Source organism: Cellulosimicrobium sp. E-16, from assembly GCF_049913115.1.
Taxonomy (GTDB): Bacteria; Actinomycetota; Actinomycetes; order Actinomycetales; family Cellulomonadaceae; genus Cellulosimicrobium.
This window is the reverse complement of sequence record NZ_CP183974.1, coordinates 532,208-557,211: the sequence shown is the minus strand read 5'-3', so window position 1 is coordinate 557,211 and position 25,004 is coordinate 532,208. Positions and strand designations below refer to the sequence as shown.

Here is a 25,004-nt window from a genome sequence, read left to right as displayed (position 1 = left end):
GCCTACGTGAGGACGAGCTCGGTGCCGCCCACCGCGAGGTCGGCCATCGCGACGCTCCGGATCGCCGGGTCGTCGTAGGTGTTCCAGTAGTACGTCGACGTGCGCGAGGAGAACAGCCCCGTGTAGACGGTGATCTCGGACTCGCCCGAGCCCATCACGGCGCTCCCCTCGACCATCGCGACCTGCTGCAGCGTGTGGAAGGCGCGGCTGACGTTCTGCGCCTCGCTCTCCTGGGTCGGGTAGTGGGCGTTGACGTAGGCAGCGCGGACGAACCGCGACGGCGAGTAGTAGTCGCCCGGGACGCCGCGCATGTGCGCGCCCGAGCCGAACGGGGTGAGGACCGCCCCGCCCAGCTCCGTGTCCCCGGGGAAGTCGGGCGAGGTGTTGAGGTAGTTGCGCAGATTCTCGTGGTGCCAGCCGAACCCGGGCTGGTTCGTGAGGACGTCGACGTCGTCGTGGAACACGTGCATGCCGTCCGCCGTGTGCTCGACGACGACGGCGCGCGTCGCGTCGGCGACGATCCAGTGAAGCATCGAGCTCGGGTAGGTGTCGTTGATCGGCCGGTCGACGACCACCACGTCCTGGAGCGCGGCCTCCACCTCGTCCACGGTCGCGAACTGCGAGCACACCCACAGCGGGAGCTCGTACGCGGCGACGTTGACCGCGCCGTCGACCGGGCCGGGCGCGTACGCCGCGTACCCCGGGAAGTTGAGCCCTGCGACGGCGAGCCCCGCGTCGTTGCCGCAGTCGAAGTAGAGCGGCGTCCCCTCCGCCACGATGCCCATGCCGAGCGTCGCGTGCCGGATGCCGGGCACCGCGCCGAACGGCGACCTCGTCGCGTACCCGGTGGGCGTCAGCACCACCTGCTGCCCGTACCCGCTCGTCCAGTCGAGATTTCGTGCGAGGTAGACGCTCCCCTGGCCGTCCGAGAACCTGATCCCCGTGCACATGGCGATGCCCCCGTCGTCGTCGTGCGGCGCGCGGTGGACGCGGACCGCCCGGGCCCTGCGCGGGCTCGTCCCTCCAGGGTGCGGCCCGGCGAGGCTGCTCGCCAGCTCTCGGACGCGGGACGCTCCGCGTCGAGGTGCTAGTGGTCGGCGCGCACCCGGTCGACGGCGGAGCGCATCTTGCGCGCGTTCACGGCCAGGAGCACGTCGCGGTACTGCGCGGCACGGTGGAGCTGGCCCTTGAGGTCGTTGGACGACGCGCGGTGGCGCAGGTCGCACGGCACCTCGACGGCGACGTAGCCCTTGCGGAGCAGGTCGATCGTCATGCCGGTCTCCACGCCCCACCCGCGCGCGAGCGGGGTCGCGGCCTCGAACGCCTCGCGCGTGAGGCAGCGCATCCCCGAGAGCGGCTGCGTCGGGGTCCACCCCGTGAGGGACTGGATCGCGCGGCGCGCGGCCCCGACGACGATCCCCCGGCCGCCCGCGCCCGGCTGCGGCGGGAGGAGCGCGATCGCGAGGTCGGCGTACCCGTCGAGCACCGGCGCGACGAGCGGGGCGGTGTTCACCGCGGTCTCCCCGAGGTCGCCGTCGATGAAGAGGAGGAGGCGCGGAGGGCGGTCGGCGGCGTCGCGCATGGCGACGACGGCCGCGCCGGTCTCCATGGCGGCGGCCTTGCCGCGGTTGTGCGAGTGGCGCACGACGACGGCCCCCGCCTCGCGCGCGACGTGCTGGGTGTCGTCCTCGCTCCCGTCGTCCACGACGAGCACGAGGTCGACGTGCGGGATCGCCTTGGCCGCGCGGACCGTCGCGGCGATGCGTCGCGACTCGTCCTTCGCCGGGATGATCACGGCGACGCGCTGTCGCACCGCGCGGCCGGTCCGGCCGTCGCCGACCACCGGGCGCGGCGTCCGTGCCCGCGTCCCGGACGCCGAGAGGTACGTCGGCGGCGGCGTGCTCGCCGCGCCGCCCGCAGGAGCAGGAGCACTGCCCGTGTTGTTCCCCGACTCAGTCGACCGATGGTCCGCGTTCACGCCGTCCAGCCTAGTAGTGCAAAGAGTTGGCCGCAGAAGTGTCGTCGTTCCACCAGCAGATCCGCTCGGGATCTTCGCAGGACGACCGGGCTGCGTTCCCAGGTCCCCCGGATCCTACTCGACGCGACAGCCCGCCGACAGGGGCGTCGACGGGCTGCTCCCCGGACCGCCTGCCGGCGGCGGGGCCGTCAGCGCAGGGTCACCTGACGCGACACGATCCCCGCACGCGCCCGGCGCTCGTTGGCGTCGAGCGGCTCCGTGACGGCGAGCGCCTCGGTGAGGAGCGCGTCGAGCTCCGCGACCGGGCCCTCGAGCTCGTCCGCCTCGGTCCCGCGTGCCAGCTCCCACACCGGGACGAGCAGACCGCTCGACCGGAACATGCCGACGAACTTGCCGCCCGCGAGGCCCGACTCGCGCCGCGCGTGCAGGCGAGAGATCGCGTCGATGAGCGCGTCCTCGGGCTCCGGGCGGGCCCAGCGCAGGAACTCGCGCGACATGCGGCACCAGTACGCCGAGGGGACGGCGTCGAGCTTGACCGTGGGCACCATCGACTCGGCCGCCTGGTCGAGCGACGCGCGCAGGTCCGGCGTGATCTCCTCGGCGGGGTCGAGCCAGAACGCGAAGTCCTCGTGGACGGTGACGTCGAACGGGACCGAGAGGTCGAGGACGTCCTGCAGGCGCGGGCCGGCGTCGGGCAGCGCGCTCATCTCGATGGACGTGCCCGGCTCGGCGTCGATCGCCTCGAGCAGCGCGGCGGCGAGGTCGCGGCTCGTGTCGCCCGAGCCGGCGAGCGTCTGGACGGCGAGGAGGATCGCGCCGTCCTGGCGGTGCAGCGCGGCCCAGCCGGCCGGCAGGACGGTCACGACGGTGACGTCGCGCGCGCCGTGCTCCGCGGTCGTGCGGGCGGTCGCGGTGGCCGAGGGCACGACCTCGCGCATCGCGACCCAGTCGGTCTCGCCGGGGAGCCCCTCGAACGGGCGCAGCACGAAGTCGGGCGTGGTGTTCTTGGCCATGCGCGGCAGTCTACTGGCGCCCCGCCGGACGGGTGCGGGGGCGCAGGCGGACGTCGGGCAGCGCGGGCGCGGGGAGCGGACCGCCGTCGTACCCGACGACCTCGCCGTAGCGCCCGTCGCGTGCACCGTCGGCGTACCGGGTCCCGCCGTGGTTCGGCCCCTCGCCGCCGGTGACCACGAGCTGCGCCTGCCAGTCCGCGCGGGCGCGGGCGACGTCGTCGTGCGACCGGCCGACGAAGTTCCACCACATGACGATGTCCTCGCCGAAGGGCTCGCCGCCCACGAGCACGACCCGCGCCGGCGCGTCCGGCCCGGCCTCGACCGTGAGCGTCGCGCGCCCCGGCGCGACGTACCCGAGCGACGACGGCGGGACCTCGTCACCCTCCAGGTGCACCGCCCCGTCGTCCACGAGGAGGCCGTGCTCGAACGCCGGGTCGACGTCGAGCGTGACGCGCGCGCCGGCCTCCAGGTCGACCTGCGCCCCGACGAGCGGCGAGTACGTCGTCGCGGGCGAGCGCAGCTCCGCGCCCGCGACGCGCAGGCTCCCGACGAAGACCTGGACCCGGGCGCCGCCGACCGCGACCACCGGCAGGTCGGCGTGGTGCTCGAACGCCGGCGGGTCCGTCAGCCGGTCGCCCGGGAGCGCGACCCAGAGCTGGACCCCGTGCAGGACCGGCGGACGGACGCCGCGCGGCGACTCCTCCGAGTGGGAGATGCCACGGCCCGCGGTCATGAGGTTGAGCTCGCCCGGGCGGACCGTCTGGAGCGACCCCACGGCGTCCCGGTGCAGGATCTCCCCGGCGAAGAGCCACGTGACGGTCTGGAGGCCGGTGTGCGGGTGGGGCGGGACCTGCATGCCGTCGGTGCCGTCGCCGATCGCCGGCAGCGGGTCCGGACCGTAGTGGTCGAGGAAGCACCACGCGCCCACGAGCGAGCGCGCGCGCTGCGGGATCGTGCGCCGCACCCGCATGGCGCGCGTACCTCCGAGCGGGACGTCGCGGTGCTCGAGGATCTCCACCGTCGGCGCCGCGTCGGAGCCCTCACCGTGCGGGGTCCCCGCGGAGCAGACGCGCTCCTCGGGCCGGGTCTCGAGGTTGCTCATGGCACGAGCGTAGGCGCGGCGGGCGGACCCGGCCTACCGGCCCGCGGACGGGTCTTCGCGACCCGGGTCGCCCGCGGGAGAATGGCAACGAGGCCCCTCGGAGCAGGATTCCGAGGGGCCTCGCCGTGTCCGCGCGACCCCGGGGCGGTCGGGCCGGAGGCCCGTCGGGGCGCCGCTCGCGACGTGGCGGCCCGGCGCCCCCGCGCCAAGCCCGGAAGCCCCGGGCAGGCGTGCTGACGCCGATCGCGGTCGGCCTTCCGGGTCCGGTCGGAACCTGCGCCGTCGCGCGCAGCCCCGCAGCAGGGGGTCGCGGGTCGTCCACCGTTCTCCGGTCAGCCGTGCCCTGGCGTTCGCGCCGGGCCGTCGTGCGCTCCAGGCGGGGCCGGGAGACCCCTGCGTACTGCGTGCCGGAACACCGTCGTCCGTCTGCGCCCGTCCGGGCCGTTAGGCACGTTTGTAGTCCTCACCCGGGGGGCCTGCAAGAGTTCCCACCGATGTCATTTGGCCGGTCGCGAAGGCCACAGGTTCGTCCACAGGCGGCCCCGCGCCATTCCCACGGAACCCACAACCCTGTGGATGAAATCTGTGGACAGTTCGCCTGGCCGACACGGCCGGTTCGGCCGGGGTGCGCGCCTCGTGCGCACGCCCTCGGTCAGACCCAGAACTGCGTCGTCGGCGTCGCCGCCGGCGTGAGCCGCTCGTCGAGGTCGAGGTCCCGCACCACGAAGCCGCCGTCGTCCACGAGCGTCCCCGCGAGGCGCCCCTGGAGCATCGCCGCGAGCCGTGCGACGAGCACCCGGGCCCGCGAGCGCGCGATGACGTGCAGCCCCGACGGGCGCTCGACCTCGAGCTCGTACGGGTCCTGCGGGACCCAGGTGACGCGGTAGGCGTGCGGGCCGTGCTCGCGCCAGTCGAGGGCGCCGAGGGCGAGCGGCACCTGCGGCACGCGCTGCGCCGCCAGCCGGACGGCGCCGTCGTACGGGGTCTCCCCCGACAGCACGTACTCCGCGAGGCCGTCCGGGCGGGGGTGGACCGCGACGACGCGCGCGTTCGGGACCGTCGTGCGCAGGACGCCGAGCGCGTCGTCGGGGCCGAGGACCTGAGCGCTGTAGAGGGTGAGGTCGACCCCCGAGGCGGGGTCGGGCGTGAGCACCGTCCGGCCGTCCGCGACGACGGCGCCCCCGACGCGCCGCGCCGCCGCGACGGCCCAGCCCAGCACCTGGAGCTCGACGCCCTGGGGCAGCCCCGCCGCGAAGGCCCGCGCGAGACCGTCGCGGTCGTCGGCGAGCGGCACCGGCGCGCCGCGCGGCCCCGGGTCGTCGACGTGCAGCGCGAACGCCTCGGCGCTGCCGCCCGCGAGGTCGAGCGCCTGCGTCTGCGGCGGCGTGAGCGGAAAGGGTCCGACGACGCGCGCGCCCTCGGCGAGCCGGAGCTCGCCCGGGGTCATGACGCCGTCGGGCACCACGCCCCGGAACCGTGCGCCGACCATGGGGCGGGCCGCTCCCCCGCCACCCGGCGCCGTGGTCCACGCCGCGTCGGCGAACCAGGCGCGCGCGAGGGTCTCCACGGGCGTACGGGCCGCTCCGCGGGAACGAGGCACCGCGAGAAGGTGGGCTCGCGCGTGCGCGTCCGGCACGAGGCCGGCGACGGTGGCGTCCATGACCGGACCGTAGGGCGTCCGGAATGCCGGGATGTTACGCCCGTGTCACGACCGTGCATCTCCTGACGTGGCGCGGCCGGGTGCCGCGCCGCCGGGGTGCCGCGCGACCGGTCAGGCGCCGACGTCGTGCAGGTGGTGGACGACGTCGTGCACGAAGTACTGGCCGAGCGTGCGCACCGTGAACACGGACCCGTTCGACCGCCGCCCGCGGCGCTCCCACTGGTCGGGGACGAGCGCGTCGAAGCGGCCCGCGACCCGGTCGCCCGCGATCGCGAGCTCGCGCGCGACGACCGCCGGATCCTGGTGCGCGTAGTCCTCCTCGACGGCCGTCGCGTCCTGGTCCCAGTTCGCGAACTGCGGGTCGTCGCCCTCGACCATCGACTGCACGCGCACGTCGAACACGGAGAAGACGTCGCGCACGTGCGCCGCGTACTCGAGCACGGACCACGTCATGGCGTCGGGGCGGACGCGCACGTCCTCGCGGCCCAGCGCGGCGACGTAGCGCGGGACCGCGTCGCGCACCGCGACCCCCACGCGGTCGGGCGTCACCTCGGCCGCCACGAACCCGCACTCCGGGCACGGGCGCTCCATGACCCACGTCCAGTCCTTGGTGTCCGCGGGGACGGGCGGGAAGTCCGGGTCCGGGGCGGTGGCGGGGACGCCGTCGGGCGACGCGGTGGTGTCCATGGCGGCAGTGTGCCAGACGGCGGAACGTGCCCGAGGACGCCCGCTGGCGGCTGGTGGCGACTCCGCGGCGGCCCGACCGCGGCCCGAAGGAGCCGATTAGCGTTCTGACACGACCTCCCTATGATGTCAGCATGCCCAAGATCATCGGAGGGTCCCTCCACGAGCACCGCGCCCAGACCCGGCAGAAGCTCTTCGCGGCGCTCTCGACCCTCATGATGGACCGCGGCTTCGACGCCATCTCCCTCGCCGACATCGCCGCCGCCGCGGGGGTCGGCCGGACCGCGGTGTACAACCACTTCCCCGACAAGGAGGCGCTGCTCCTCGGCTTCATCACCCACGAGACGGAGCAGTACGTCGGGACGCTCGAGCGGGCGCTGGAGGACGTCGACGACCCGGTCGAGCAGCTTCGCACCTACATCCGCCAGCAGGCCCAGCTCAAGCGCATCTTCCACCTGGCCCCCGGCCCGGACCTGCGCACCGTGCTGTCGCGCACGACGCGCCAGCGGCTGCGCGAGCACGCCGAGCTCGTCGAGACGATCCTGCGCCGCATCGTGGCGTCGGGGATCGAGGTCGGGGAGTTCCCCGAGCAGGACATCGACACCACCGTGCAGCTCGTCAACGCGTGCCTCTCCGGCCGGCTCGTGCCCGACGACCCGGTCGCGCGCGAGCAGGCGATCGAGGCGACCGAAGCCTTCGTGCTGCGTGCCGTCGGGGCCGACGCGTCCACACCCGCGCTCACGCGCTGATCCGACCGCCCTCGCCGCTTCTCCCGCGAGCAGAAGCGGGGGAATGCACGTGATGCCCGCGGCAACCGTCCCCTAGCCTCGGGAGGTGCCGACCCTCCGCCGCCGCAGGCTCCCCGACGCCCCCGCCCGGGCGCGCGCCGGGCTCGGCGCACCGTTCCGGAACGTCTTCACGGCGAACCTCAGCTCCAGCCTGGGCGACGGCATCGCGCGCGTCGCGTCGCCGCTGCTCGCCGCTCGGCTCACCGACGACCCCTTCCTCGTGTCCGGCATCGCCGCCGTCTCGCTCCTGCCCTGGCTGTTCTTCGCGATCCCCGCCGGGGTGCTGCTCGACCGCATCGACCGCCGGCACGCGCTCGCGCTCGCGAACGGCGCGCGCACGCTCCTCGCCCTCGGGCTCGTCGCCCTGGCCGCGACGGGCACGCTGACGATCTGGTGGCTCTACGCCGTCGTCTTCCTCTACGGCGCGCTGGAGACCGTGTACGACGGCGCGATCCGCGCGGTGCTGCCCTCGATCGTGCGGCCCGCCGACCTCCCCCGCGCGAACTCGCGCATCGAGGCGGGCGAGATCACCGTCCAGAACTTCCTCTCCGCGCCGCTCACGTCGGCGCTGTTCGCGGTCGCCGTCGTCGTGCCGCTCGGGACGGGCGCCGCCGCCTATGCCGTCGCGGGGGCGCTCGCGCTGTTCCTGCCCGCCGTCGCCGCGGGCGAGCACCGCGCCGCGGCCGTCGAGGGGGCCGAGCCCGCCCCGCCCTGGTTCCGTCAGCTCGGGGATGGGTTCCGCTACCTGTGGGCGCACCCGACCCTGCGCCCGCTGTGGCTGCTCTCGATCGTCGTCGGGCTCTGCTTCTCCGCCGCGACCGCGACGATCGTGCTCTACGTCCTCGACGTGCTGGGCGTCCCCGAGGCCTGGTACGGGACGTTCCTGCTCGTCGGCGCGGCCGGGTCGCTCGTCGCAGCGGCCGTGGCGAACCCCGCCAAGGAGCGCTTCGGGACCGGCCCGACCATGGCCGTCGCGAACCTCGTCTCCACGGTCGTCCTCGTGCTCCTCGGGCTCGCCCCGCTCCTCCCGGGCTCGGGCGCCGCGGTCGCCGCCGGCGCTGCCCTGTTCGCGGTGAGCTCCGGGGCGGTCACGGTGTGGAACGTGCTCGTCATGTCGCTGCGCCAGGCGATGATCCCCGGCCGACTGCTCGGGCGCGTGCACGGCACCTGGCGGACGCTCCTGTGGGGGGTCATGCCGCTCGGGGCGTTCCTCGGCGGGCTCCTCGCCCGCGCGGACCTGGCGACGCCGCTCGTCGTCGGCGGCGGGCTGGGCACCCTGGTCGCCCTGCTGGGCTTCCGGTTCCTCGCCGGGCTCCCCGACCCGGAGGACGTGGACCAGATCCCGGACAGAGGATAGGCAAGCCTCACCTGAGTGGGTTACAGTTCCTGACGCATCGTCATGACAGGACGTCAGGACGAGCGCCCCGACCCGACGCGACCCGCAGGAGCCACCCGTGACTGCTCTCACCCACGACCTCGACCGCGCCGACGAGACCGTGCCGCTGTCCCAGCGCCTGCGCGAGGGCACGCGCCCCGAGCACGAGCAGGCCGAGAGCTCCGGCTTTGTCGAGCGGCTCATGTCCGGGCAGCTCGACGTCGCGGCGTACGCCGACCTCGCGGCGCAGCAGTGGGCCGTCTACGGCGCGCTCGAGGACGCGAGCGCCGCGATGCGCGCCGACGCCCAGGGCTCGACGCTCGTCTTCGACGAGCTCACGCGCACCCCCGAGATCGAGAAGGACCTCACGTTCCTCGTCGGCGCCGACTGGGCCGAGCGCATCACCGTCCACCCCGCGACCGAGCGCTACGTCGCGCGCCTGCGCGCGGTCGGCGCGTCGCTGCCCGCCTACGCCGCGCACGCGTACACCCGCTACCTCGGCGACCTCTCCGGCGGGCAGATCATCAAGCGCATGCTCGAGCGCCACTACGGGCTCTCGGGCGACGGCCTCGCGTTCTACACGTTCGTCGAGATCCCCAAGTCCAAGCCGTTCAAGGACGTCTACCGCGAGCGCCTCGACGGTCTCGTCCTGACCCCCGAGCAGCTCGACGAGACCGTCGCCGAGGCCAAGCACGCGTTCCGCCTCAACAGCGACCTCTTCGCCGACCTGGGCACCGCCCACCCCTGACGCTGAGGCAGAACCCTGGTTCTTGCCGACGGCGTGTGGTCGCCTTGGGTGGGCGGGATGGGTGGTGGTGCCGCGTCTACCATCCGCCGCTCGTTCCTCGCGGCTCCCGCCAGGCCCGCCACGACGCGGCACCACCACCCACCCTCACCGACGCCCTCTCACCCTGGCCTGTGCTCACGTGGGCAGCTCCGCCCGCGGAAACGGTGCTCTCCGTTGCGTGGGCCTCGAACTCAGGCCCGGAGGTCGTGAGGTGCGTTACTCGCGAGACGGTCGGGGATCGCCTTCAAGTCAGGTTAGGCTCGTCTTATCTGGGGCGGGCGACGGCCTCGCCGGGTCGCGCCCTCCCGCGCACCGCTTCCTGGAGACTCCCCATGCCTCACGCTGCCCGCTCCGCGCTGCACCTCGGCTCGACGACGAGCCGCTCGACGTCACCCTCGGGGCCGTCGGGCACCGCGCCCGGTCGAGCGCGGCGGACGGTGACGGCGCTGGTCGGGGCGGGGGCCGTCGTCGCGCTGGGGCTCGTGGCTGCGTGCTCACCGCTCCCCTACGAGCCGCCCGCGACGCCGTCGGCGGAGGCGAGGCAGGAGGCCGCGCCGGTCGAGGCGACGCCCACGGAGTCCGCCGACGAGACGACGGGCGCGCCGGCGTGCACGACGCTCGAGGAGTCGCGCGCCGCGGGCGGCGGGTCCGACGCCGACCCGGCGTCGTTCCCCACCGGACCGACGACGGCGACGTTCGCCGACGACGCGATCCACCCCGTCGCCGACGCACCGACCCCGCAGCTCCCTGTCACCGTCGAGTCGGTCGACGGGCGTCAGGTCGAGATCACCGACGTGAGCCGCATCATCCCGGTCGACCTCTACGGGACGCTGGGCGAGATCGTCTACAGCCTCGGCCTGGGCGACAACGTCGTGGGCCGCGACCTGCCGACGGGCTTCCCCGAGGCCGCGGACGTCCCCGTCGTCACGGGCGCGGGGCACGCGCTCGACGTCGAGGCGATCCTCGGGCTCGACCCGTCCGTCATCCTCACCGACGCGACGATCCTCACCGACGACGTGCGCGGCCAGCTCGAGAGCTCGGGCATCCCCGTCGTGTACTTCGACGAGGCACGCACGCTCGACGGCGTCGACGACCGGATCCGCGCCGTCGCGACCGCGCTGGGCGTGCCCGAGCAGGGCGAGACGCTCGTCGAGCGCACGGACCGCCAGATCTGCGCGGCGCTCGGCGCCGTCCCGCAGGACACCGGTTCGCCGCGCGTCGCGTTCCTCTACCTGCGCGGGGCGAACATCAAGATGCTGTTCGGGCCCGGCTCGGGCGCCGACGACCTGATCCAGGAGATCGGCGGCGAGGACGCCGGGACCGCGATCGGCCTCACGCAGCAGTACGCGCCCGTCACGAGCGAGGCGATCATCAGCGCCGCGCCGGACGCCTACCTCGTCATGACCGACGGGCTCGAGTCGATGGGCGGCCTCGACGCCATGATGGCGATCCCCGGCCTCGCGCAGACGCCTGCGGGCGAGGCCCGCCGCGTCGTCGACATGGACGGCTCGCGCCTCCTCACGTTCGGCCCCCGCACCGGGTCCACGATCGCGTCGCTCGTCGAGGCGTTCTACGGCGTGCCCGCGCCGGAGCTCCCGGCGTCGTGAGCGCGCCCACTACCCGCCCCCTCGGCACGCCCGGGGACGCGCCCGGTCCCGAGGGCGTCACCGCGACCGACGACGCCCTGCGCCCGGCCGGCCGACCCGCACGGGTGGGCCCCGCCGTCGGGCAGCAGCGCCGCCGGGCCGCCCGGTGGCTGATGGTCGGGCTGGGCGTGGCGCTCGCGGTGCTCACCGTCGTGTCCGGCATGACGGGCCAGGTGCCCGTGTCGCCCGCGGAGGTGCTCGGCTCGCTCGCGCACCACGTCGGGCTCGACTGGGGCCCGATGCCGTCGCACCCGCAGGGAGAGAACGCGCTGTGGGTCGTGCGGTTCCCGCGCGTCGTCCTGGCGATCGTCGTGGGCGCGGCGCTCGCATGCTCGGGCGCCCTCATGCAGGGCGTGTTCGGCAACCCGCTCGCCGAGCCCGGCGTCATCGGGGTCTCCTCGGGCGCGGCCGTGGGCGCGTGCGCGGTCATCGTCACCGCGGGCGCGCTCGTGCCCGGCACGTGGGTCGCCGCGGCGGCGTTCGCCGGCGGGCTCGTCACGACGTTCGTCGTCTACGCGCTCGCGCGCGCCGGCGGTCGCACCGAGGTCGTGACGCTCGTGCTCACCGGCATCGCGGTCAACGCGTTCGCGGGCGGGATGCTCGCGTTCTTCACGTTCGTGGCCGACCCGGCCGCGCGCGAGCAGATCGTCTTCTGGCAGCTCGGCTCGCTCGGCGGCGCGACGTGGCAGTCCGTCGCGGTCGTCCTGCCGATCGCCGCCGTCGGCGTCACCGGTGCGATGCTCGTGCGCCGCAAGATGGACCTGCTCGCGCTCGGCGAGCGCGCCGCGCAGCACCTCGGGGTCGACGTCGAGCGGCTGCGCCAGCTCGTCATCGTGCTCGTCGCGCTGCTCGTCTCCGCCGGGGTCGCCTTCACCGGGATCATCGCGTTCGTCGGGCTCGTCGTGCCGCACCTCGTGCGCATGGTGTGCGGGCCGAGCCACCGCACGCTCATCCCCGCCTCCGTGCTGGGCGGCGCCGTCGTGCTGCTCGCCGCGGACCTCCTCGCGCGCAGCGCCGTCGCGAACGTCGAGCTGCCGCTCGGCATGATCACGTCGCTCGTCGGCGGGCCGTTCTTCTTCTACCTGCTGCGCCGCACGCGCTCGCGCCAGGGAGGCTGGGCATGAGCGACCTGCGCCACGAGGGCTCCTCGTTCCTCGGCTCGCTGCGCACCGCCGTCACCGGTGCCCGACGACGGTCCCGCCTCCCCGGGCCCGTCGCCCCCGGCGACGTGGTCACCGCCGCGCACGGCGTGTCCCTCACGCTCGGCGAGGCACCGATCCTGCGCGACGTGTCGGTCGACGTCCGGGCGGGCGAGGTCCGCGCGCTGCTCGGGCCGAACGGGGCCGGGAAGTCGTCCCTGCTCGCCGTGCTCACGGGCGACCTGGTCCCCGGGGCCGGGGACGTCGTCGTCGACGGGCGCCCCCTGCGCGCCTGGACGCCGACCGAGCTCGCCCTGCGCCGGTCCGTCATGCTCCAGCAGGTCTCGCTGAGCTTCCCGTTCACCGCCGCGGACGTCGTGCGCATGGGCCGCTCGCCGTGGCGCGGCACGCCGTTCGAGGACGAGGAGGACGCGGCGGTCGCCGAGGCCCTGGCCGCGACCGACGTCGAGCACCTGGCCGACCGGCACTTCACGTCGCTGTCCGGCGGGGAGAAGGCGCGCGTCGCGCTGTCCCGCGTGCTCGCGCAGCGCACGACGCTCCTCATGCTCGACGAGCCGACCGCCGCGCTCGACCTCAAGCACCAGGAGCTCGTGCTCCAGCTCGCCCGGGCGCACGCCGCCGCCGGAGGCGCCGTGGTCGTCGTCGTGCACGACCTCTCGCTGGCCGCCGCGTACGCCGACCAGGTGACGGTCCTCGCCGGCGGGCGCGTCGTCGCCGACGGCGGCCCGCGCGACGTCCTCACCGCCGAGCTGCTGAGCCACGTCTACGACTACCCCGTCGAGGTGGTCGACCACCCCGGCGGCGGCGCGCCGATCGTCGTGCCGCGCCGCTGACGCCCGACGCCCTGGTCCCGTCAGCGGCGTGGCTGCTCGCCGGTCCGGTGCCGACGCGCGACCTCGCGGTCCGCATCGAGAAGGCTCCCTCGCGCAGGTGTCCGTTCGTCGTCGAGGATGACGACCGCGCACCGGTCTCCGGACCGGGGATCGAGGTGCCCGACCTTCGCCGCGTCGACGAACACCTCCGTCCCGTCATCGAGCGTGACGAAGACGCCCCACGGCACCCGACGACCGACCATCACCGCGTGCTCCTCGTGCACACGAACAGTCATCGGCGCTCCCTCTCCTTCATGCCGCCCGTCATACGGGTTTCCGAACGATTGACGACACGTGAGCGGAGCGGCGATCTCCTCAATAGTGCGGGAAACGGAATGATTGCGGAACAGCGATCGGGCCCGGGCCCGGCACCCGCGGTCTCCCTCGGCAGACCACGGTCCTACCTCGCGGCGGGGACTCCGCCCGGGAGCACCTCGTAGCGGTCGGGGGTGGCCGTGAACGACCCGCGCCCGCCGGTGATCGAGCGCAGGTCGAGGACGTAACGTGTGAGCTCCGCCTCGGGGACGAGCGCGTCGACGCGCACGCGGCCGTCGGGCAGGGAGTCGGTCGCGGTGATGTGCCCGCGGCGTGCGGAGAGGTCGCCCATGACGTCGCCCTGTGCGTCGGACGGGACGGTCACGGACACCGCGGAGACGGGTTCGAGCACGACGGTCCCCGCCGTCGCGAGCGCCTCGCGCACCCCGACCCCGCCCGCGGTGCGGAACGCCATGTCGGAGGAGTCGACGGAGTGCGCCTTGCCGTCGAGGACCTCGACGCGCAGGTCGACCACCGGGTAGCCGTGGGGTCCGCCGCCCTCCATCGCCTCGCGCGCGCCGCGCTCGACGGCCGGGAGGTACTGACGCGGCACCGACCCGCCGACGACGGAGCTGACGAACTCGAACCCCTCGCCGCGCGGGAGCGGCGACACGCGGAGCTGCACGACGGCGAACTGCCCGTGCCCGCCCGACTGCTTCTTCACCTTGCCCTCGACCTCGACGGCGCGCGTGATGGTCTCGCGGTACGCGACCTGGACGGGCCCGGTCGTGACGCGCACGCCGAACGAGCGTTCCAGCCGCTCGACCGCGACCGCGAGGTGGGTGTCACCGAGCCCGCCGAGCACGGCCTGCGACCCGGTGAGGTCGACGTGCAGCGTCGGGTCCTCCGCGCGCAGGCGGGTGAGCGCGGAGGACAGCTTGTCGTCGTCGGACTGGGACACGGGTCGCAGCGCGACCGCGTACACCGGGGCCCGCTCGGGGAGGTCACGCGCGGAGACGGGCGCTCGCCGCGCCCCCAGCAGCGTGCCGGTCGAGGCGGCCGAGAGCTTCGCGACGGCGGCCACGTCGCCCGCGACCACGCGGTCGACCGCGACGTGCTCGCGCCCGCGCAGCCGGAAGAGCCCGTGCACGCGGTCCTCCGCACCGGTCGCGGTGCTCACGAGGCGGTCGCCCGTCGCGACAGACCCCGAGAGCACCTTGAACACCGAGACCTGGCCCACGAACGGGTCGACGACCGTCCGGAAGACGTGCACGAGCGCGTCCCCCGTCGGGTCGGCCGCGACCTCCGTGGTCGCGCGCGCCGTCGGGGAGCCGTCGGCGCCGCCCGACCCCGCGCCGTCGGGCAGCGCGACGACCGCCGCCCGGTCCGCGGGCGACGGCCCGAGCTCGCACACGAGGTCGAGCACCCGGTCGACGCCGACGCCCGTCACCGCCGACGCGAGCAGCACCGGCACGGCCTCCCCCGTGAGCACCTCGTGCGCGAGCGTGCGCTCGAGGTCGGCCGCGCCGGGCTCGTCACCCGCGAGGTACGCCTCGAGCTGGTCGTCGTCGTGCGTGACGATCTCCTCCACGACCTCGTCGTGCAGCGCGTGCTCCTCGTCCCGGACGTCCGCGGGGACGTCCTCCTCGTGGGTGCGCCCGTCGCCGTCGTACTCCCGCGCGCGCTCGGTGAGGACGTCGGCCACGCCGTGCAGCGACTGCTCCTCGCCGAGCGGGAGCTCGAGCGGCACGAACGGCGCGTCGAGCGCGCCGCGCAGGGCGGCGAGCACGGTGCGGAAGCTCGCCCGCGCGCGGTCCTCCTGGGAGACGACGACGAGGCGGGGTATCCCCGCCTCGTCGCAGCGTCGCCAGACCTCCTCCGTGCCCGACTGGACCCCGTCGACGGCGCTCACCACCACGACCGCGAGGTCGGCCACCGCGAGCGCCGCGTCCACGGAGCCCGCGAAGTCCGGAGACCCGGGGGTGTCGAGCAGGGTGACCTGGTAGGTGCCGCCGTCGGGCGCGCGCCAGTCCAGGTGCGCGACGCCGAGGCTCACCGAGATGCCACGCGCGACCTCCTCGGGCTCGTGGTCGCAGACGGTCGTGCCCTCGGCGACGGAGCCGGCCCGCGGGATCGCGCCCGCGCGATGGAGGAACGCCTCCGCGAGCGTGGTCTTGCCCGAGCCGCTGTGCCCCACGAGGGCGACGTTGCGGGTCGTGGCCGGGCCGGTGGACGTCGACGTCGTGGCCATGGGTGCCTCCTGGCGGGCGGCGGGGCGCCGTGTCCCGCCAGGCTTCCAGGCTAGTGACGTCGCGGTGATCCCGCCCGGGCCGATGGTCCCGGGTCGGGATCCCCCGCGTCGACGCTCCTCAGAGGTTGCGCTCGACGTAGACGCGCAGGGCGTCGCGGACGAACGTCGCGCCCTCGACGCCGCCGTAGTTGAGCGCGAACCGCGGGTCCCCGACGTACATCTCGCCGAGGCCGAGCAGGTAGCCCCGCAGCGACCCGGGCTCGTGCCCCGGGTTCGCGGGCACGGTCTGGAGCCAGTCGACGTGGCGCCGCGCGAGCGCCTGCGCCTCGTCCGACGCCGGGTCGACGCCGGCCTCCGCCGCCGCCGTCCAGTCGCCGTTGAGCCGCTCGACGCGGTTCTTGAACGCCGACTTCTCCGCGTCGCTCAGGCCGCTCCACCAGGAGTGCCCGCGCGCGTACGCGTCCTTGCCCCAGCGGTCCTCGACCTCGGCCTGGTACTGCGTGTGGTCGAACCCGTCGAACATGTCGTCCGCCATGAGCTCGCCGCCTCCTTCCATCGTGGTGATCGTCCGTTCGACCGACGCGATCTGCCGCGCCAGCCGTTGCCGCTCCGCCCGCAGCCACTCGAGGTGGCCGCGCAGGGCCCGCACCTGGGCGTCGCGCTCGGCGGTGCCCGACGGCGGTCCGTCGCCCCCGGCGTCCGACGCGCCGTCGAGCGCCTCCTGGATCGCGGGGAGCCCGAGGCCGAGGTCGCGCAGGAGCAGGATCCGCTGGAGACGCACGAGCGCGTCCGCGTCGTAGTGGCGGTAGCCGTTGGACGCGACCCGGCTCGGGCGCAGCAGCCCTACCGCGTCGTAGTGACGCAGGGTGCGGCTCGTCGTGCCGGCGAGGCGCGCGACCTCCTGGATGGACCAGTCGGCCGTGCGCTCGCTCGTCGTTCCTGCGGGGTTCATCTGCCCGTCTCCTCCCCCGGACCCGGTGACTCGGTGGTCGCCTCGTGCGGCAACGACAACCACGCTAGAAGTTGACGCTACGTCAAGGTCAACACCTGTGGCGCGGACGCGGCGTCCGGCACGGCGGGGTGGGGCCGACGGGCGTACCGTCGAGAGAGAGCGCCCCGCGGGTGGACGCGCGACGAGCACGGAGGCCGCCATGGCCACGACGCAGCAGGTACGGCAGCACTACGCCGGGAAGGACCTCGCGGCCCGCCTCCTCGCCGCGGCGGGAGCCGGCGACGGACCGGTGACGGTCGACGCGCTCGCCCCGTACGACGAGCTGCACGCCGGGGGCGCGACGTCGACCGCCGCCCTCCTCGAACTCCTCGGGCTCGCGCCGGGCACCGCCCTGCTCGACGTCGGCAGCGGTCTCGGCGGACCGGCTCGCCTCGCCGCGCACCGGCACGGCTGCCGGGTCACCGGCGTGGACCTCAGCCCGGACTTCGTCGACGCCGCGCGCGAGCTCACCGTACGGACGGGGCTCGCCGACCTCGTGACGTTCGCGCTGGGCGACGGCGACCGGCTGCCCTGCGACGACGCGTCGAACGACCGCGCGATGCTCGTCCACGTCGGCATGAACGTGCCGGACAAGACGGCGCTCTTCACCGAGGTCCACCGCGTGGTGCGCCCCGGGAGCCCGTTCGGGCTCTTCGAGCAGATGCGGGTCGGGGCCGGCGACCTGCCCTTCCCGATGCCGTGGGCCGTCGACGCCGGGTCGTCGTTCGTCGAGACCCCGGACGACTACAGCCGCGCGCTGACTGCCGCCGGGTTCGACGTCCTGCGCGTCGAGGACCGGCGCGCGGAGCTCGCCGCCGGAGGAGGTCCCGGGCAGGACGGGCTCGTCGTCGTGTTCGGCCAGGAGTTCGTCACGCGGATCAGCAACAACGTCGCCGCGACGAGGGCGGGGCTGCTCGCACCCGTCCTCGTGGTCGCCCGCGCCTGACCAGCCCCCTCGCCGTCGTCGTGCTCTCGCGCGCCTGAGCACCGGCGCCGCCCTCGCGTCGGTCCGACTGCCGGCCCGGCCCTCCGCGCCGTCCGGGCAGGCGGCGGTCCGTCAGCCTGCCGGCGGTGCCCGGTGGAGCAGGACCGACGCGAGCTCGGCGGGCGTCCCGACGACCGCAGTCGCCCCCGCCGCGGCCAATTCGCCGGGGCGCGCGTAGCCCCACGCGACCCCGACGCACGGGACCCCGTGGACGGCGGCGCCGAGGACGTCGTGCTCGCGGTCGCCGACCATGACCACGCGCCGGGCGGGGTCGAGCGAGGCGAGCGCGTGCGCGACGACGTCGTCCTTGGTGCTGCGGGACCCGTCGAGCGTCGCGCCGAACACGCCGTCGAGCCCACGGTCGAGGTGCGCGTCGAGCCCGAAGTGCTCGACGATCTGCCGTGCCATCGGCTCCGGCTTCGACGTCGCGACGGCGAGGCGCAGCCCGGCGGCGCGCAGCGCCGTCAGGCACTCGGGGATGCCGGGGTAGACCGCGTTGTCGAGGAGGTTCCCGGCCGTGTACACGTCGCGGTAGGCAGCCACGGCGTCGGCCACGCGGTCGACCGGCACGCCGTGCGCAGCGAACGACTCCCCGAGCGGCGGACCGACGAAGCCGCGGAGCACCGGCTCGGCGGGGACCGGGAGCCGCAGCACGCCGTACGCGTGCCGCACGGACGCGAGGATCCCGGGCGCCGAGTCGGTGAGCGTGCCGTCGAGGTCGAGCAGGACGAGGTCGTCGCGCGCGCTCATCCGGCCGACGCCGCGTCGCCGGCGGGCCCCGACGTGCCGTGATCCTCAGGACCGCGGCCGGGGGCTCCGGAGGCGCCAGGCGCCGTCGGCGCGGTGCCACGCCCGACGAGGAACCCGACCGCGCCGCCGACGAGCAGGGCGCCCGCGCCCGCGAGGAACGCCGCGCGCCCGACCCCGAAGGCGCCGGACGGGACGAACGCCGTGCCGGAGACGGGGGCGTACGCGAACCACCCGAACGACGCGGGGCGGCTCGCCACCCAGGAGGCGGCGACCAGGAGCGCGACGCCGACCAGGAGGAGCAGCGCGAGGACGACGGTCGCGACGCGCGGGCGGCGCGGCGGGGGAACGGAAGAGGGCTGCTCGGGAGCGGTCACGCGGCCCATCGTCCCGGGCCCGAGGTGCCGACAGCAACCGCCGACCCGGCACACCGCTGAGTGCATGAAATAGTCGCGTCAGGACCCGCCGACCGCGACTATTTCATGCACTCAGCGGCGTGGTGGCCGGGGCTATTCGCCGACGGTTCCGTCGATCGCCTCGCGGAGCAGGTCGGCGTGGCCGTTGTGGCGGGCGTACTCCTCGATCATGTGGACGAGGATCCAGCGCAGGTTCCAGCGCTCGCCCGTGTGTCGGTCGGGCCGGGCGCTCAGGCGGTCCAGTCCACCGTCGGCGAGCGCGGCGTCGAGGATCGCGTCCGACGCCGCGACGGCGCGGTCGAACAGCATGCGCAGCTCCGCCGGGGAGTCGCCCGCGGCGGACGTCCAGTCCCAGTCCCGGTCGTCGGCCCAGTCGGCGGTGTCGAACGGCGCGATGAGCGGCTCGTCGAGCACCACCTGCGAGAACCACTGGGACTCGACGAACGCGAGATGCTTGAGCAGACCGCCGAGCGTCATCGACGACGGCCGGAGCCGGTGCGCGAGCTCGGACGCGTCGAGCCCCGACGTCTTCCACCGCAGCGTGTCACGGTGGAAGTCGAGGAAGCCGCGCAGCGTGGTCACCTCGTCGGCGGCGACGGGTGGGTCGGTGCGGTGGTCGGTCACGGCGTCACCCTAGCGGCGACACCGCCACGAGCAGGATCATCGCCGCGGCGGTCGACCGCTGAGCTCCCCCTCCCAGACGAGCCACTTGCGCCGCACCGCCGCCTCGACGTCGACGCCCTGGGAACGCGCGAGCAGCAGCAGGTGCGCCAGGACGTCGGCGACCTCGTCCGCGAGGGGCGAGGCTCCGCCGTCGGGCACGGCAGCCCCGTCAGCGGCCGCCGCCCGGGCCGGCGACACGTCCTCGCGCGGGCGGGTGCGCCCGGTCGCGACGAGGAACGCCTGGGTGAGCTCCCCCACCTCCTCGGCGAGCTTGAGCATGAACCAGTCAGGGTCGCGCTCGACGGCGAACTTGCGCGCGTAGAGCGCGGAGACCGCCTCGACGCGCTCCGTGAGGTCATCGAGGGTGAGGGGCGCGTCGTCGTCCATCGCGCCAGTGAACCACCGGACCCCTCCGACCGTTCGGCACCCCGGTCCACGTTCGGCAGCACGAGGTGCCGATCCGCGCGGGACGTGCCGAACCGCGGCTCTACCGCACGACGAGCGCGACGGCGAGCAGCAGCACCGTCGCGACGATCTCCCCGATCCCGACGGCCTTCGGGCTCAGGGGCCGGCCCGGCAGCACCGCGGCGCGCACCGTCGCTGCGGCGAGGAACGCCGTCGCCCACCACCACGTGGGGTCGTGCACGACGGCGAGCACCCCCGCCGCGACGGTGACCCCCGCGTGGTACCCGACCGACGCGACGACGTACGACCGCACGCCGCGCTCGCGGATCATCGTCTTGACGTAGAGCACCGTGCCGAACAGGTAGCCGAGCAGGAGCGCGGCGACGAGCCAGACCTCCGCGGGGACTGCCAGCACTGGCGAGCCCGGGGCCCGGCACGCGGCGTACGCGACGACCGTCATGAGCGAGGCCGCCACCGTCATCGCGCCGCCCGCCGCGACGGACCGCTCGGTGCGCTGCGCCGACGCCCACAGGCCGAGCGCGAGGAACGGGACGAACGCGGGAGCCCAGAGCGCGAGCGCCGGGTCGAGCACGAGCACGACGAGCCCGAGCGTCACGGCGACCACGGCGTAGGTGAGCATCGGGCGGCGGTAGCGCGGCCGACGCCTGGACTTGAGCCACAGCCCGGCGGCGAAGTAGGCGAGGTAGCCGACGAGCCACAGCGCACCGAGCGCGACGGTCACCGGCCGGAACCCGGCGTCCTGCACCCCCCGGACCGTTCCGACGACGAACGGCAGGAGCAGCATCGGCCACGCGCCGTGCTGGTTCGGCACCCAGCCGGGGGGACGTCGGGACACGACCCGACGCTAGCGCCGCGACGCACGGCCCCGACCGCGAGAAATCCCCGTCGCGCCGGGCCGCAGGACCTGCCCCGACAGGACCAAGGTCCCGACCTGTCCCGCGGTCGCCGCCACGCCGGGGATCCGCGTCGCACGCGGTGGTCGGACTAGATATGGTGGCGCAGCCGTGATCCAGACCCCACATGTTGGGGTGCGGTCCGTCACGCAACCCCTGCGAGACGGAGACGAGAACTCGGTGGGCAGAGGGGACGAGCGATGACCACCATCGAGCTCGACCAGGCAGCACCGCGCAGCACGACCGCCACGCTGGAGGTCCTCAAGCGCGACGGCCGTCGACGGCCGTTCGACGACGGCCGCATCCGCGCCGCCGTGACGAAGGCGTTCGCGGAGGTGCACGGCGACCTCACCGCCGCGCACCGGAGCCGCGTCGACGAGGTCGTGGACCGCGTCGACGAGGAGATCGCCGCGCGGTTCGTCGGGACGGTCAAGATCTACGAGATCCAGGGCGTCGTCGAGCACGTGCTGCTCGAGTCGCACGAGTACGACGTCGCCCGCGCCTACATCGACTACCGCGTCCAGCGCGACTTCGCGCGCAGCCGCGCGACCGACCTCAACCACTCGATCGTGCGGCTGCTGGACAAGGACTCCACGGTCGTCAACGAGAACGCGAACAAGGACAGCGACGTCTTCAACACCCAGCGCGACCTCACGGCCGGGACCGTGGGCAAGGCGATCGGGCTGCGGATGCTGCCGCCGCACGTAGCGAACGCGCACCAGAAGGGCGACCTGCACTACCACGACCTCGACTACCACCCCTACGCGCCCATGACGAACTGCTGCCTCATCGACTTCCGCTCGATGCTGGAGCACGGGTTCCGGATCGGGAACGCGCAGGTGGAGCCGCCCCGCTCGATCCAGACCGCGACGGCGCAGATCAGCCAGATCATCGCGAACGTGTCCTCCAGCCAGTACGGCGGGTGCTCGGTCAACCGCATCGACGAGCTGCTCGCCCCGTACGCCGAGCGCAACCTGGAGAAGCACCTCGCGGACGCGCGCCGCTGGATCGCCGACGAGTCCGCGCACGAGGACTACGCGCGCGAGAAGACGCGCAAGGACATCTACGACGCGATGCAGTCGTTGGAGTACGAGATCAACACCCTGTTCACCTCGAACGGGCAGACGCCGTTCACGTCGGTCGGGTTCGGGCTCGGCACGGGCTGGCTGGAGCGCGAGATCCAGCGCGCGATCCTCCAGATCCGCATCCGCGGGCTCGGCAGCGAAGGCCGGACGGCGATCTTCCCCAAGCTCATCTTCACGCTGCGCCGCGGCGTGAACCTCGACCCCGGCGACCCCAACCACGACCTCAAGCTGCTCGCCGTCGAGTGCTCGACGAAGCGCATGTACCCGGACGTGCTGTCGTACGACAAGATCGTCGAGCTCACGGGGTCGTTCAAGGTTCCGATGGGCTGCCGGTCGTTCCTCCAGGGCTGGCAGGACGAGCACGGCGAGGACGTCTCCGAGGGCCGCATGAACCTCGGGGTCGTGACGCTCAATCTGCCGCGGATCGCGCTCGAGGCCGACGGCGACCTCGACACGTTCTGGCGCCTGCTCGACGAGCGCCTGGAGACCGTGCACGACGCGCTCGTCTTCCGCATCGAGCGCTGCAAGGAGGCGACGCCGGGCAACGCGCCGATCCTCTACGTGCACGGCGCGTTCGGGGAGCGCCTCGCGCCGGACGACGACGTCGACCGGCTGTTCCGCGACGGCCGCGCCACGGTCTCGCTCGGGTACATCGGGCTCTACGAGGTCGCGGCCGCGTTCTACGGCGGCGCGTGGGAGCACGACCCGCGGGCCAAGGAGCTCACGCTCGACGTCCTGCGGTCCCTGCACGCGCACGCCGCGGGCTGGACGGCGCGGACCGGGTACCGCATCAGCGTCTACGCGACGCCGAGCGAGAGCCTCACCGACCGGTTCTGCCGCCTCGACCGCGAGCGGTTCGGCGCGGTGCCCGACATCACGGACAAGGACTACTACACGAACAGCTTCCACTACGACGTCCGCAAGAACCCGACGCCGTTCGAGAAGCTCGACTTCGAGCAGGAGTACGCGCGGTACACGTCCGGCGGGTTCATCCACTACTGCGAGTACCCCGTGCTCCAGCAGAACCCGAAGGCGCTGGAGGCGGTCTGGGACTACGCGTACGACCGCGTGGGCTACCTCGGCACGAACACGCCCATCGACCGCTGCTACGCGTGCGGGTTCACGGGCGACTTCGACCCCACCGCGCGAGGCTTCGCGTGCCCGTCGTGCGGCAACGCCGACCCCCGCACGTGCGACGTCGTCAAGCGCACGTGCGGGTACCTCGGCAACCCGCAGCAGCGCCCCATGGTGCACGGTCGCCACGCGGAGATCTCCGCGCGGGTGAAGCACCTGCCCGACGGCGCAGCGTCGGCGTGACCGTGGCACGCACCCCCGGCCCTGGCTGGCGCTCGGACCGCGTCAGCCAGGGGTACGTCGCGGACTACAAGCCGTTCGTCATGGTCGACGGCGAGGGTGTGCGCTGCTCGCTGTACGTGAGCGGGTGCTTGTTCGCGTGCGAGGGCTGCTTCAACGAGGCCGCATGGAGCTTCCGCTACGGGCGCTCCTACGACGACGCCCTGGAGGACCTCGTCCTCGCCGACCTGGCGCACCCCGCCGTGCAGGGCCTGTCCCTGCTCGGCGGGGAGCCGTTCCTCAACACGGGCGTGTGCATGCGCCTCGTGCGCCGGCTGCGCGCCGAGCACGGCGACCGCAAGGACGTGTGGTGCTGGACGGGCTACACCCTGGAGGAGCTGCGCGCGGGGACGGCGGACCAGCGCGCGCTGCTCGCCGAGGTCGACGTGCTGGTCGACGGCCGGTTCGAGCTCGCACGCCGCGACCTCACGCTCGCGTTCCGCGGCAGCACCAACCAGCGCGTCCTCGACGCGCGGGCGTCCCTCGCCACAGGTCGCGCCATCCCCTGGCAACGCCTTCGCGAGATACGGCCGTCGAGCACGCGGAGCGGGCGGTCATCCTGACCTAGACAGGCATAAGCATCCGTCGCTATGCTCAACCCATCACGATCAGCCCGTTGCCGAAAGGCAGCGGGCTGATTTTCTTTCGCCGGCTGGGGGGTCATGGGCGACTACACGAAGACGTGGCTCTCGATCGACGAGCAAGCCACCAAGCTCGCCGACCGCGGGATCGACATCGAACCGCGCGAGCGCACCCTCGGCCTCTTGCGAGGGATCGGCTACTACCGCCTCACGGGATACCTCTACCCCTTTCGCGACTCCGAGGAGCTTACGGACGAGGCAGACGGCAGGGTACGGGTCAAAGTACTGAGCGAGTATCGTCCAGGGGCCTCGACACCGCACATCGCACGAGTCATCGACTTCGATCGGCGCTTACGGCTGCACGTCTTGGACGGCGTCGAACGCATCGAAGTCGCCGTACGGATGCGGATCGGCTACGTGCTCGGACGACGGTCCCCTCTCGCGCACCTCGACCCCGACAGCTTCCTCCCGGCTTTCAACACCGCACAGATCGACGACACGACCGGCTGGCGGACCCAGCCGAGCAAGCACACCGAGTGGCTCCGCCGCGTCGGCGAACGACGCAACGGATCGGACGAAGCTTTCGTCGCCCACTTCCGGGAGAAGTACGACGGCCAGATGCCGATCTGGGCGCTTACGGAGATTCTCGAGCTCGGCCACCTCTCCCGCCTGTACCAGGGCCTCCACGAGCAGGACGCGCTGGAGATCGCCACCGCCTTCGGAGTCCCGACCAAGCGCCTCATGGCGAGCTGGCTCGCGAGCGTGAACTACGTCCGCAACGTCGCTGCACACCACGCACGCCTCTTCAACCGCAAGCTGCAGAACGCGCCGAGCCGTCCGAAAGTGGGCAAGGTGCCCCTTCTGGATCACCTCCGCGCCGAAGACACCGCCAAGTCGAACTTCGGCGTGTACAACGCCCTCGCGGTCATTGCCTACCTTCTGCGGTCGATCGGTGACGACGCCACGTGGCGTCGGGGTCTCGTCGAACTTCTCGAGTCGTTCCCCTCCGCACCCGGCCTGACCATCGCCGCGGTCGGAGCACCCCAGGGCTGGGCGAGCCAGTCGTTGTGGAGTGATTCGCCGGACCCGATCTCGGTCTAGCCCACGCACGGTCGCCGGAGCGCGTGTCGGAACGGTTCTCCGCGACCCAGTCGAGCAGCTCCGGCTCGAGGCCGGCGGGCCATCTGACCCACGCCGACTGCGCCCGCACGGCGTAGCGCGCGCCCAGCTCGACGGCGTCTAACGCGCCACCCAGTCCCCTGCACCGTCCGGGCGTCGCTCACGTGTGGCCTC

At 73.8% G+C, this 25,004-nt stretch carries 24 protein-coding genes; 10 read left to right on the top strand and 14 right to left on the bottom strand.

Features of this window, described 5'->3' with window-relative positions:
- Positions 1-2 precede the first annotated feature (2 nt).
- From bsh to ACN9MS_RS02475, 6 genes are all read right to left on the bottom strand, one after another.
- Positions 3-950, bottom strand: coding sequence for a choloylglycine hydrolase (gene bsh / locus ACN9MS_RS02500; protein WP_426310580.1), 948 nt, complete (start codon positions 948-950; stop codon positions 3-5).
- Positions 951-1,087: 137 nt separating this feature from the next.
- The gene (locus ACN9MS_RS02495) at positions 1,088-1,843 is read right to left on the bottom strand and encodes a glycosyltransferase family 2 protein (RefSeq protein ID WP_426311803.1); all 756 of its coding nucleotides are present in this window, start codon (positions 1,841-1,843) and stop codon (positions 1,088-1,090) included.
- Positions 1,844-2,166: 323 nt separating this feature from the next.
- Positions 2,167-2,991, bottom strand: coding sequence for a DUF5926 family protein (locus ACN9MS_RS02490; RefSeq protein WP_426310579.1), 825 nt, complete (start codon positions 2,989-2,991; stop codon positions 2,167-2,169).
- A gap of 10 nt (positions 2,992-3,001) precedes the next feature.
- Positions 3,002-4,093 (bottom strand): pirin family protein, encoded by a 1,092-nt coding sequence (locus ACN9MS_RS02485; RefSeq protein ID WP_426310578.1) that lies wholly within the window; start codon positions 4,091-4,093, stop codon positions 3,002-3,004.
- 652 nt (positions 4,094-4,745) lie between these two features.
- Positions 4,746-5,753, bottom strand: a complete 1,008-nt coding sequence (locus ACN9MS_RS02480) for a hypothetical protein (protein ID WP_426310577.1) — start codon at positions 5,751-5,753, stop codon at positions 4,746-4,748.
- Between the two features lie 111 nt (positions 5,754-5,864).
- The gene (locus tag ACN9MS_RS02475; protein ID WP_426310576.1) at positions 5,865-6,440 is read right to left on the bottom strand and encodes a DinB family protein; all 576 of its coding nucleotides are present in this window, start codon (positions 6,438-6,440) and stop codon (positions 5,865-5,867) included.
- A 131-nt stretch (positions 6,441-6,571) separates the two neighbouring features.
- Here ACN9MS_RS02475 and ACN9MS_RS02470 point away from each other — a divergent pair, with 131 nt between their 5' ends.
- From ACN9MS_RS02470 to ACN9MS_RS02445, 6 genes are all read left to right on the top strand, one after another.
- On the top strand, positions 6,572-7,186 hold the full coding sequence (locus ACN9MS_RS02470) for a TetR/AcrR family transcriptional regulator (protein ID WP_426310575.1): 615 nt from the start codon (positions 6,572-6,574) through the stop codon (positions 7,184-7,186).
- 85 nt (positions 7,187-7,271) lie between these two features.
- Positions 7,272-8,582: an MFS transporter gene (locus ACN9MS_RS02465; RefSeq protein ID WP_426310574.1), complete on the top strand. Its 1,311-nt coding sequence runs from the start codon at positions 7,272-7,274 to the stop codon at positions 8,580-8,582.
- 97 nt (positions 8,583-8,679) lie between these two features.
- Positions 8,680-9,348 carry a heme oxygenase (biliverdin-producing) gene (locus tag ACN9MS_RS02460; RefSeq protein WP_426310573.1) on the top strand — a complete coding sequence of 223 codons (669 nt, stop codon included), beginning with the start codon at positions 8,680-8,682 and terminating at the stop codon, positions 9,346-9,348.
- Between the two features lie 371 nt (positions 9,349-9,719).
- Entirely contained in the window at positions 9,720-10,994 is a 1,275-nt protein-coding gene (locus tag ACN9MS_RS02455; RefSeq protein WP_426310572.1) for an ABC transporter substrate-binding protein, read from the top strand.
- 152 nt (positions 10,995-11,146) lie between these two features.
- Positions 11,147-12,157: a FecCD family ABC transporter permease gene (locus ACN9MS_RS02450; RefSeq protein WP_426311802.1), complete on the top strand. Its 1,011-nt coding sequence runs from the start codon at positions 11,147-11,149 to the stop codon at positions 12,155-12,157.
- Positions 12,154-13,026 (top strand): heme ABC transporter ATP-binding protein, encoded by an 873-nt coding sequence (locus ACN9MS_RS02445; RefSeq protein ID WP_426310571.1) that lies wholly within the window; start codon positions 12,154-12,156, stop codon positions 13,024-13,026. Before ACN9MS_RS02450 ends, ACN9MS_RS02445 begins: the two co-directional genes overlap by 4 nt.
- Positions 13,027-13,046: 20 nt before the next feature.
- Here the strand turns inward: ACN9MS_RS02445 and ACN9MS_RS02440 are convergent, their stop codons facing one another.
- From ACN9MS_RS02440 to ACN9MS_RS02430, 3 genes are all read right to left on the bottom strand, one after another.
- Positions 13,047-13,301 (bottom strand): hypothetical protein, encoded by a 255-nt coding sequence (locus ACN9MS_RS02440; RefSeq protein ID WP_426310570.1) that lies wholly within the window; start codon positions 13,299-13,301, stop codon positions 13,047-13,049.
- Positions 13,302-13,465: 164 nt separating this feature from the next.
- Complete coding sequence (locus ACN9MS_RS02435; RefSeq protein WP_426310569.1) at positions 13,466-15,571, bottom strand: elongation factor G; 2,106 nt, start codon at positions 15,569-15,571, stop codon at positions 13,466-13,468.
- Positions 15,572-15,689: 118 nt separating this feature from the next.
- Positions 15,690-16,523, bottom strand: a complete 834-nt coding sequence (locus tag ACN9MS_RS02430) for a MerR family transcriptional regulator (RefSeq protein ID WP_426310568.1) — start codon at positions 16,521-16,523, stop codon at positions 15,690-15,692.
- Between the two features lie 199 nt (positions 16,524-16,722).
- Between ACN9MS_RS02430 and ACN9MS_RS02425 the strand changes: the two genes are divergently transcribed.
- Positions 16,723-17,508: an SAM-dependent methyltransferase gene (locus tag ACN9MS_RS02425; protein WP_426310567.1), complete on the top strand. Its 786-nt coding sequence runs from the start codon at positions 16,723-16,725 to the stop codon at positions 17,506-17,508.
- Between the two features lie 111 nt (positions 17,509-17,619).
- Here ACN9MS_RS02425 and ACN9MS_RS02420 read toward each other — a convergent pair whose 3' ends face one another.
- From ACN9MS_RS02420 to ACN9MS_RS02400, 5 genes are all read right to left on the bottom strand, one after another.
- On the bottom strand, positions 17,620-18,297 hold the full coding sequence (locus ACN9MS_RS02420; RefSeq protein WP_426310566.1) for an HAD hydrolase-like protein: 678 nt from the start codon (positions 18,295-18,297) through the stop codon (positions 17,620-17,622).
- A complete protein-coding gene (locus tag ACN9MS_RS02415; RefSeq protein ID WP_426310565.1) occupies positions 18,294-18,671 on the bottom strand; it encodes a hypothetical protein in 378 nt (125 codons plus the stop codon). Before ACN9MS_RS02415 ends, ACN9MS_RS02420 begins: the two co-directional genes overlap by 4 nt.
- A 132-nt stretch (positions 18,672-18,803) precedes the next feature.
- Positions 18,804-19,334: a DinB family protein gene (locus ACN9MS_RS02410; RefSeq protein WP_426310564.1), complete on the bottom strand. Its 531-nt coding sequence runs from the start codon at positions 19,332-19,334 to the stop codon at positions 18,804-18,806.
- 36 nt (positions 19,335-19,370) lie between these two features.
- Complete coding sequence (locus ACN9MS_RS02405) at positions 19,371-19,760, bottom strand: pyrophosphatase (protein WP_426310563.1); 390 nt, start codon at positions 19,758-19,760, stop codon at positions 19,371-19,373.
- 100 nt (positions 19,761-19,860) lie between these two features.
- Entirely contained in the window at positions 19,861-20,634 is a 774-nt protein-coding gene (locus ACN9MS_RS02400; protein WP_426310562.1) for a YwiC-like family protein, read from the bottom strand.
- Between the two features lie 258 nt (positions 20,635-20,892).
- Between ACN9MS_RS02400 and nrdD the strand changes: the two genes are divergently transcribed.
- The 3 genes from nrdD (at position 20,893) to ACN9MS_RS02385 (ending at position 24,812) form a co-directional block, all read left to right on the top strand.
- Positions 20,893-23,094, top strand: a complete 2,202-nt coding sequence (gene nrdD, locus ACN9MS_RS02395; RefSeq protein ID WP_426310561.1) for an anaerobic ribonucleoside-triphosphate reductase — start codon at positions 20,893-20,895, stop codon at positions 23,092-23,094.
- Between the two features lie 2 nt (positions 23,095-23,096).
- Positions 23,097-23,693, top strand: coding sequence for an anaerobic ribonucleoside-triphosphate reductase activating protein (gene nrdG / locus ACN9MS_RS02390; protein WP_426310560.1), 597 nt, complete (start codon positions 23,097-23,099; stop codon positions 23,691-23,693).
- Positions 23,694-23,792: 99 nt separating this feature from the next.
- On the top strand, positions 23,793-24,812 hold the full coding sequence (locus ACN9MS_RS02385) for an Abi family protein (protein WP_426310559.1): 1,020 nt from the start codon (positions 23,793-23,795) through the stop codon (positions 24,810-24,812).
- Positions 24,813-25,004: the final 192 nt, after the last annotated feature.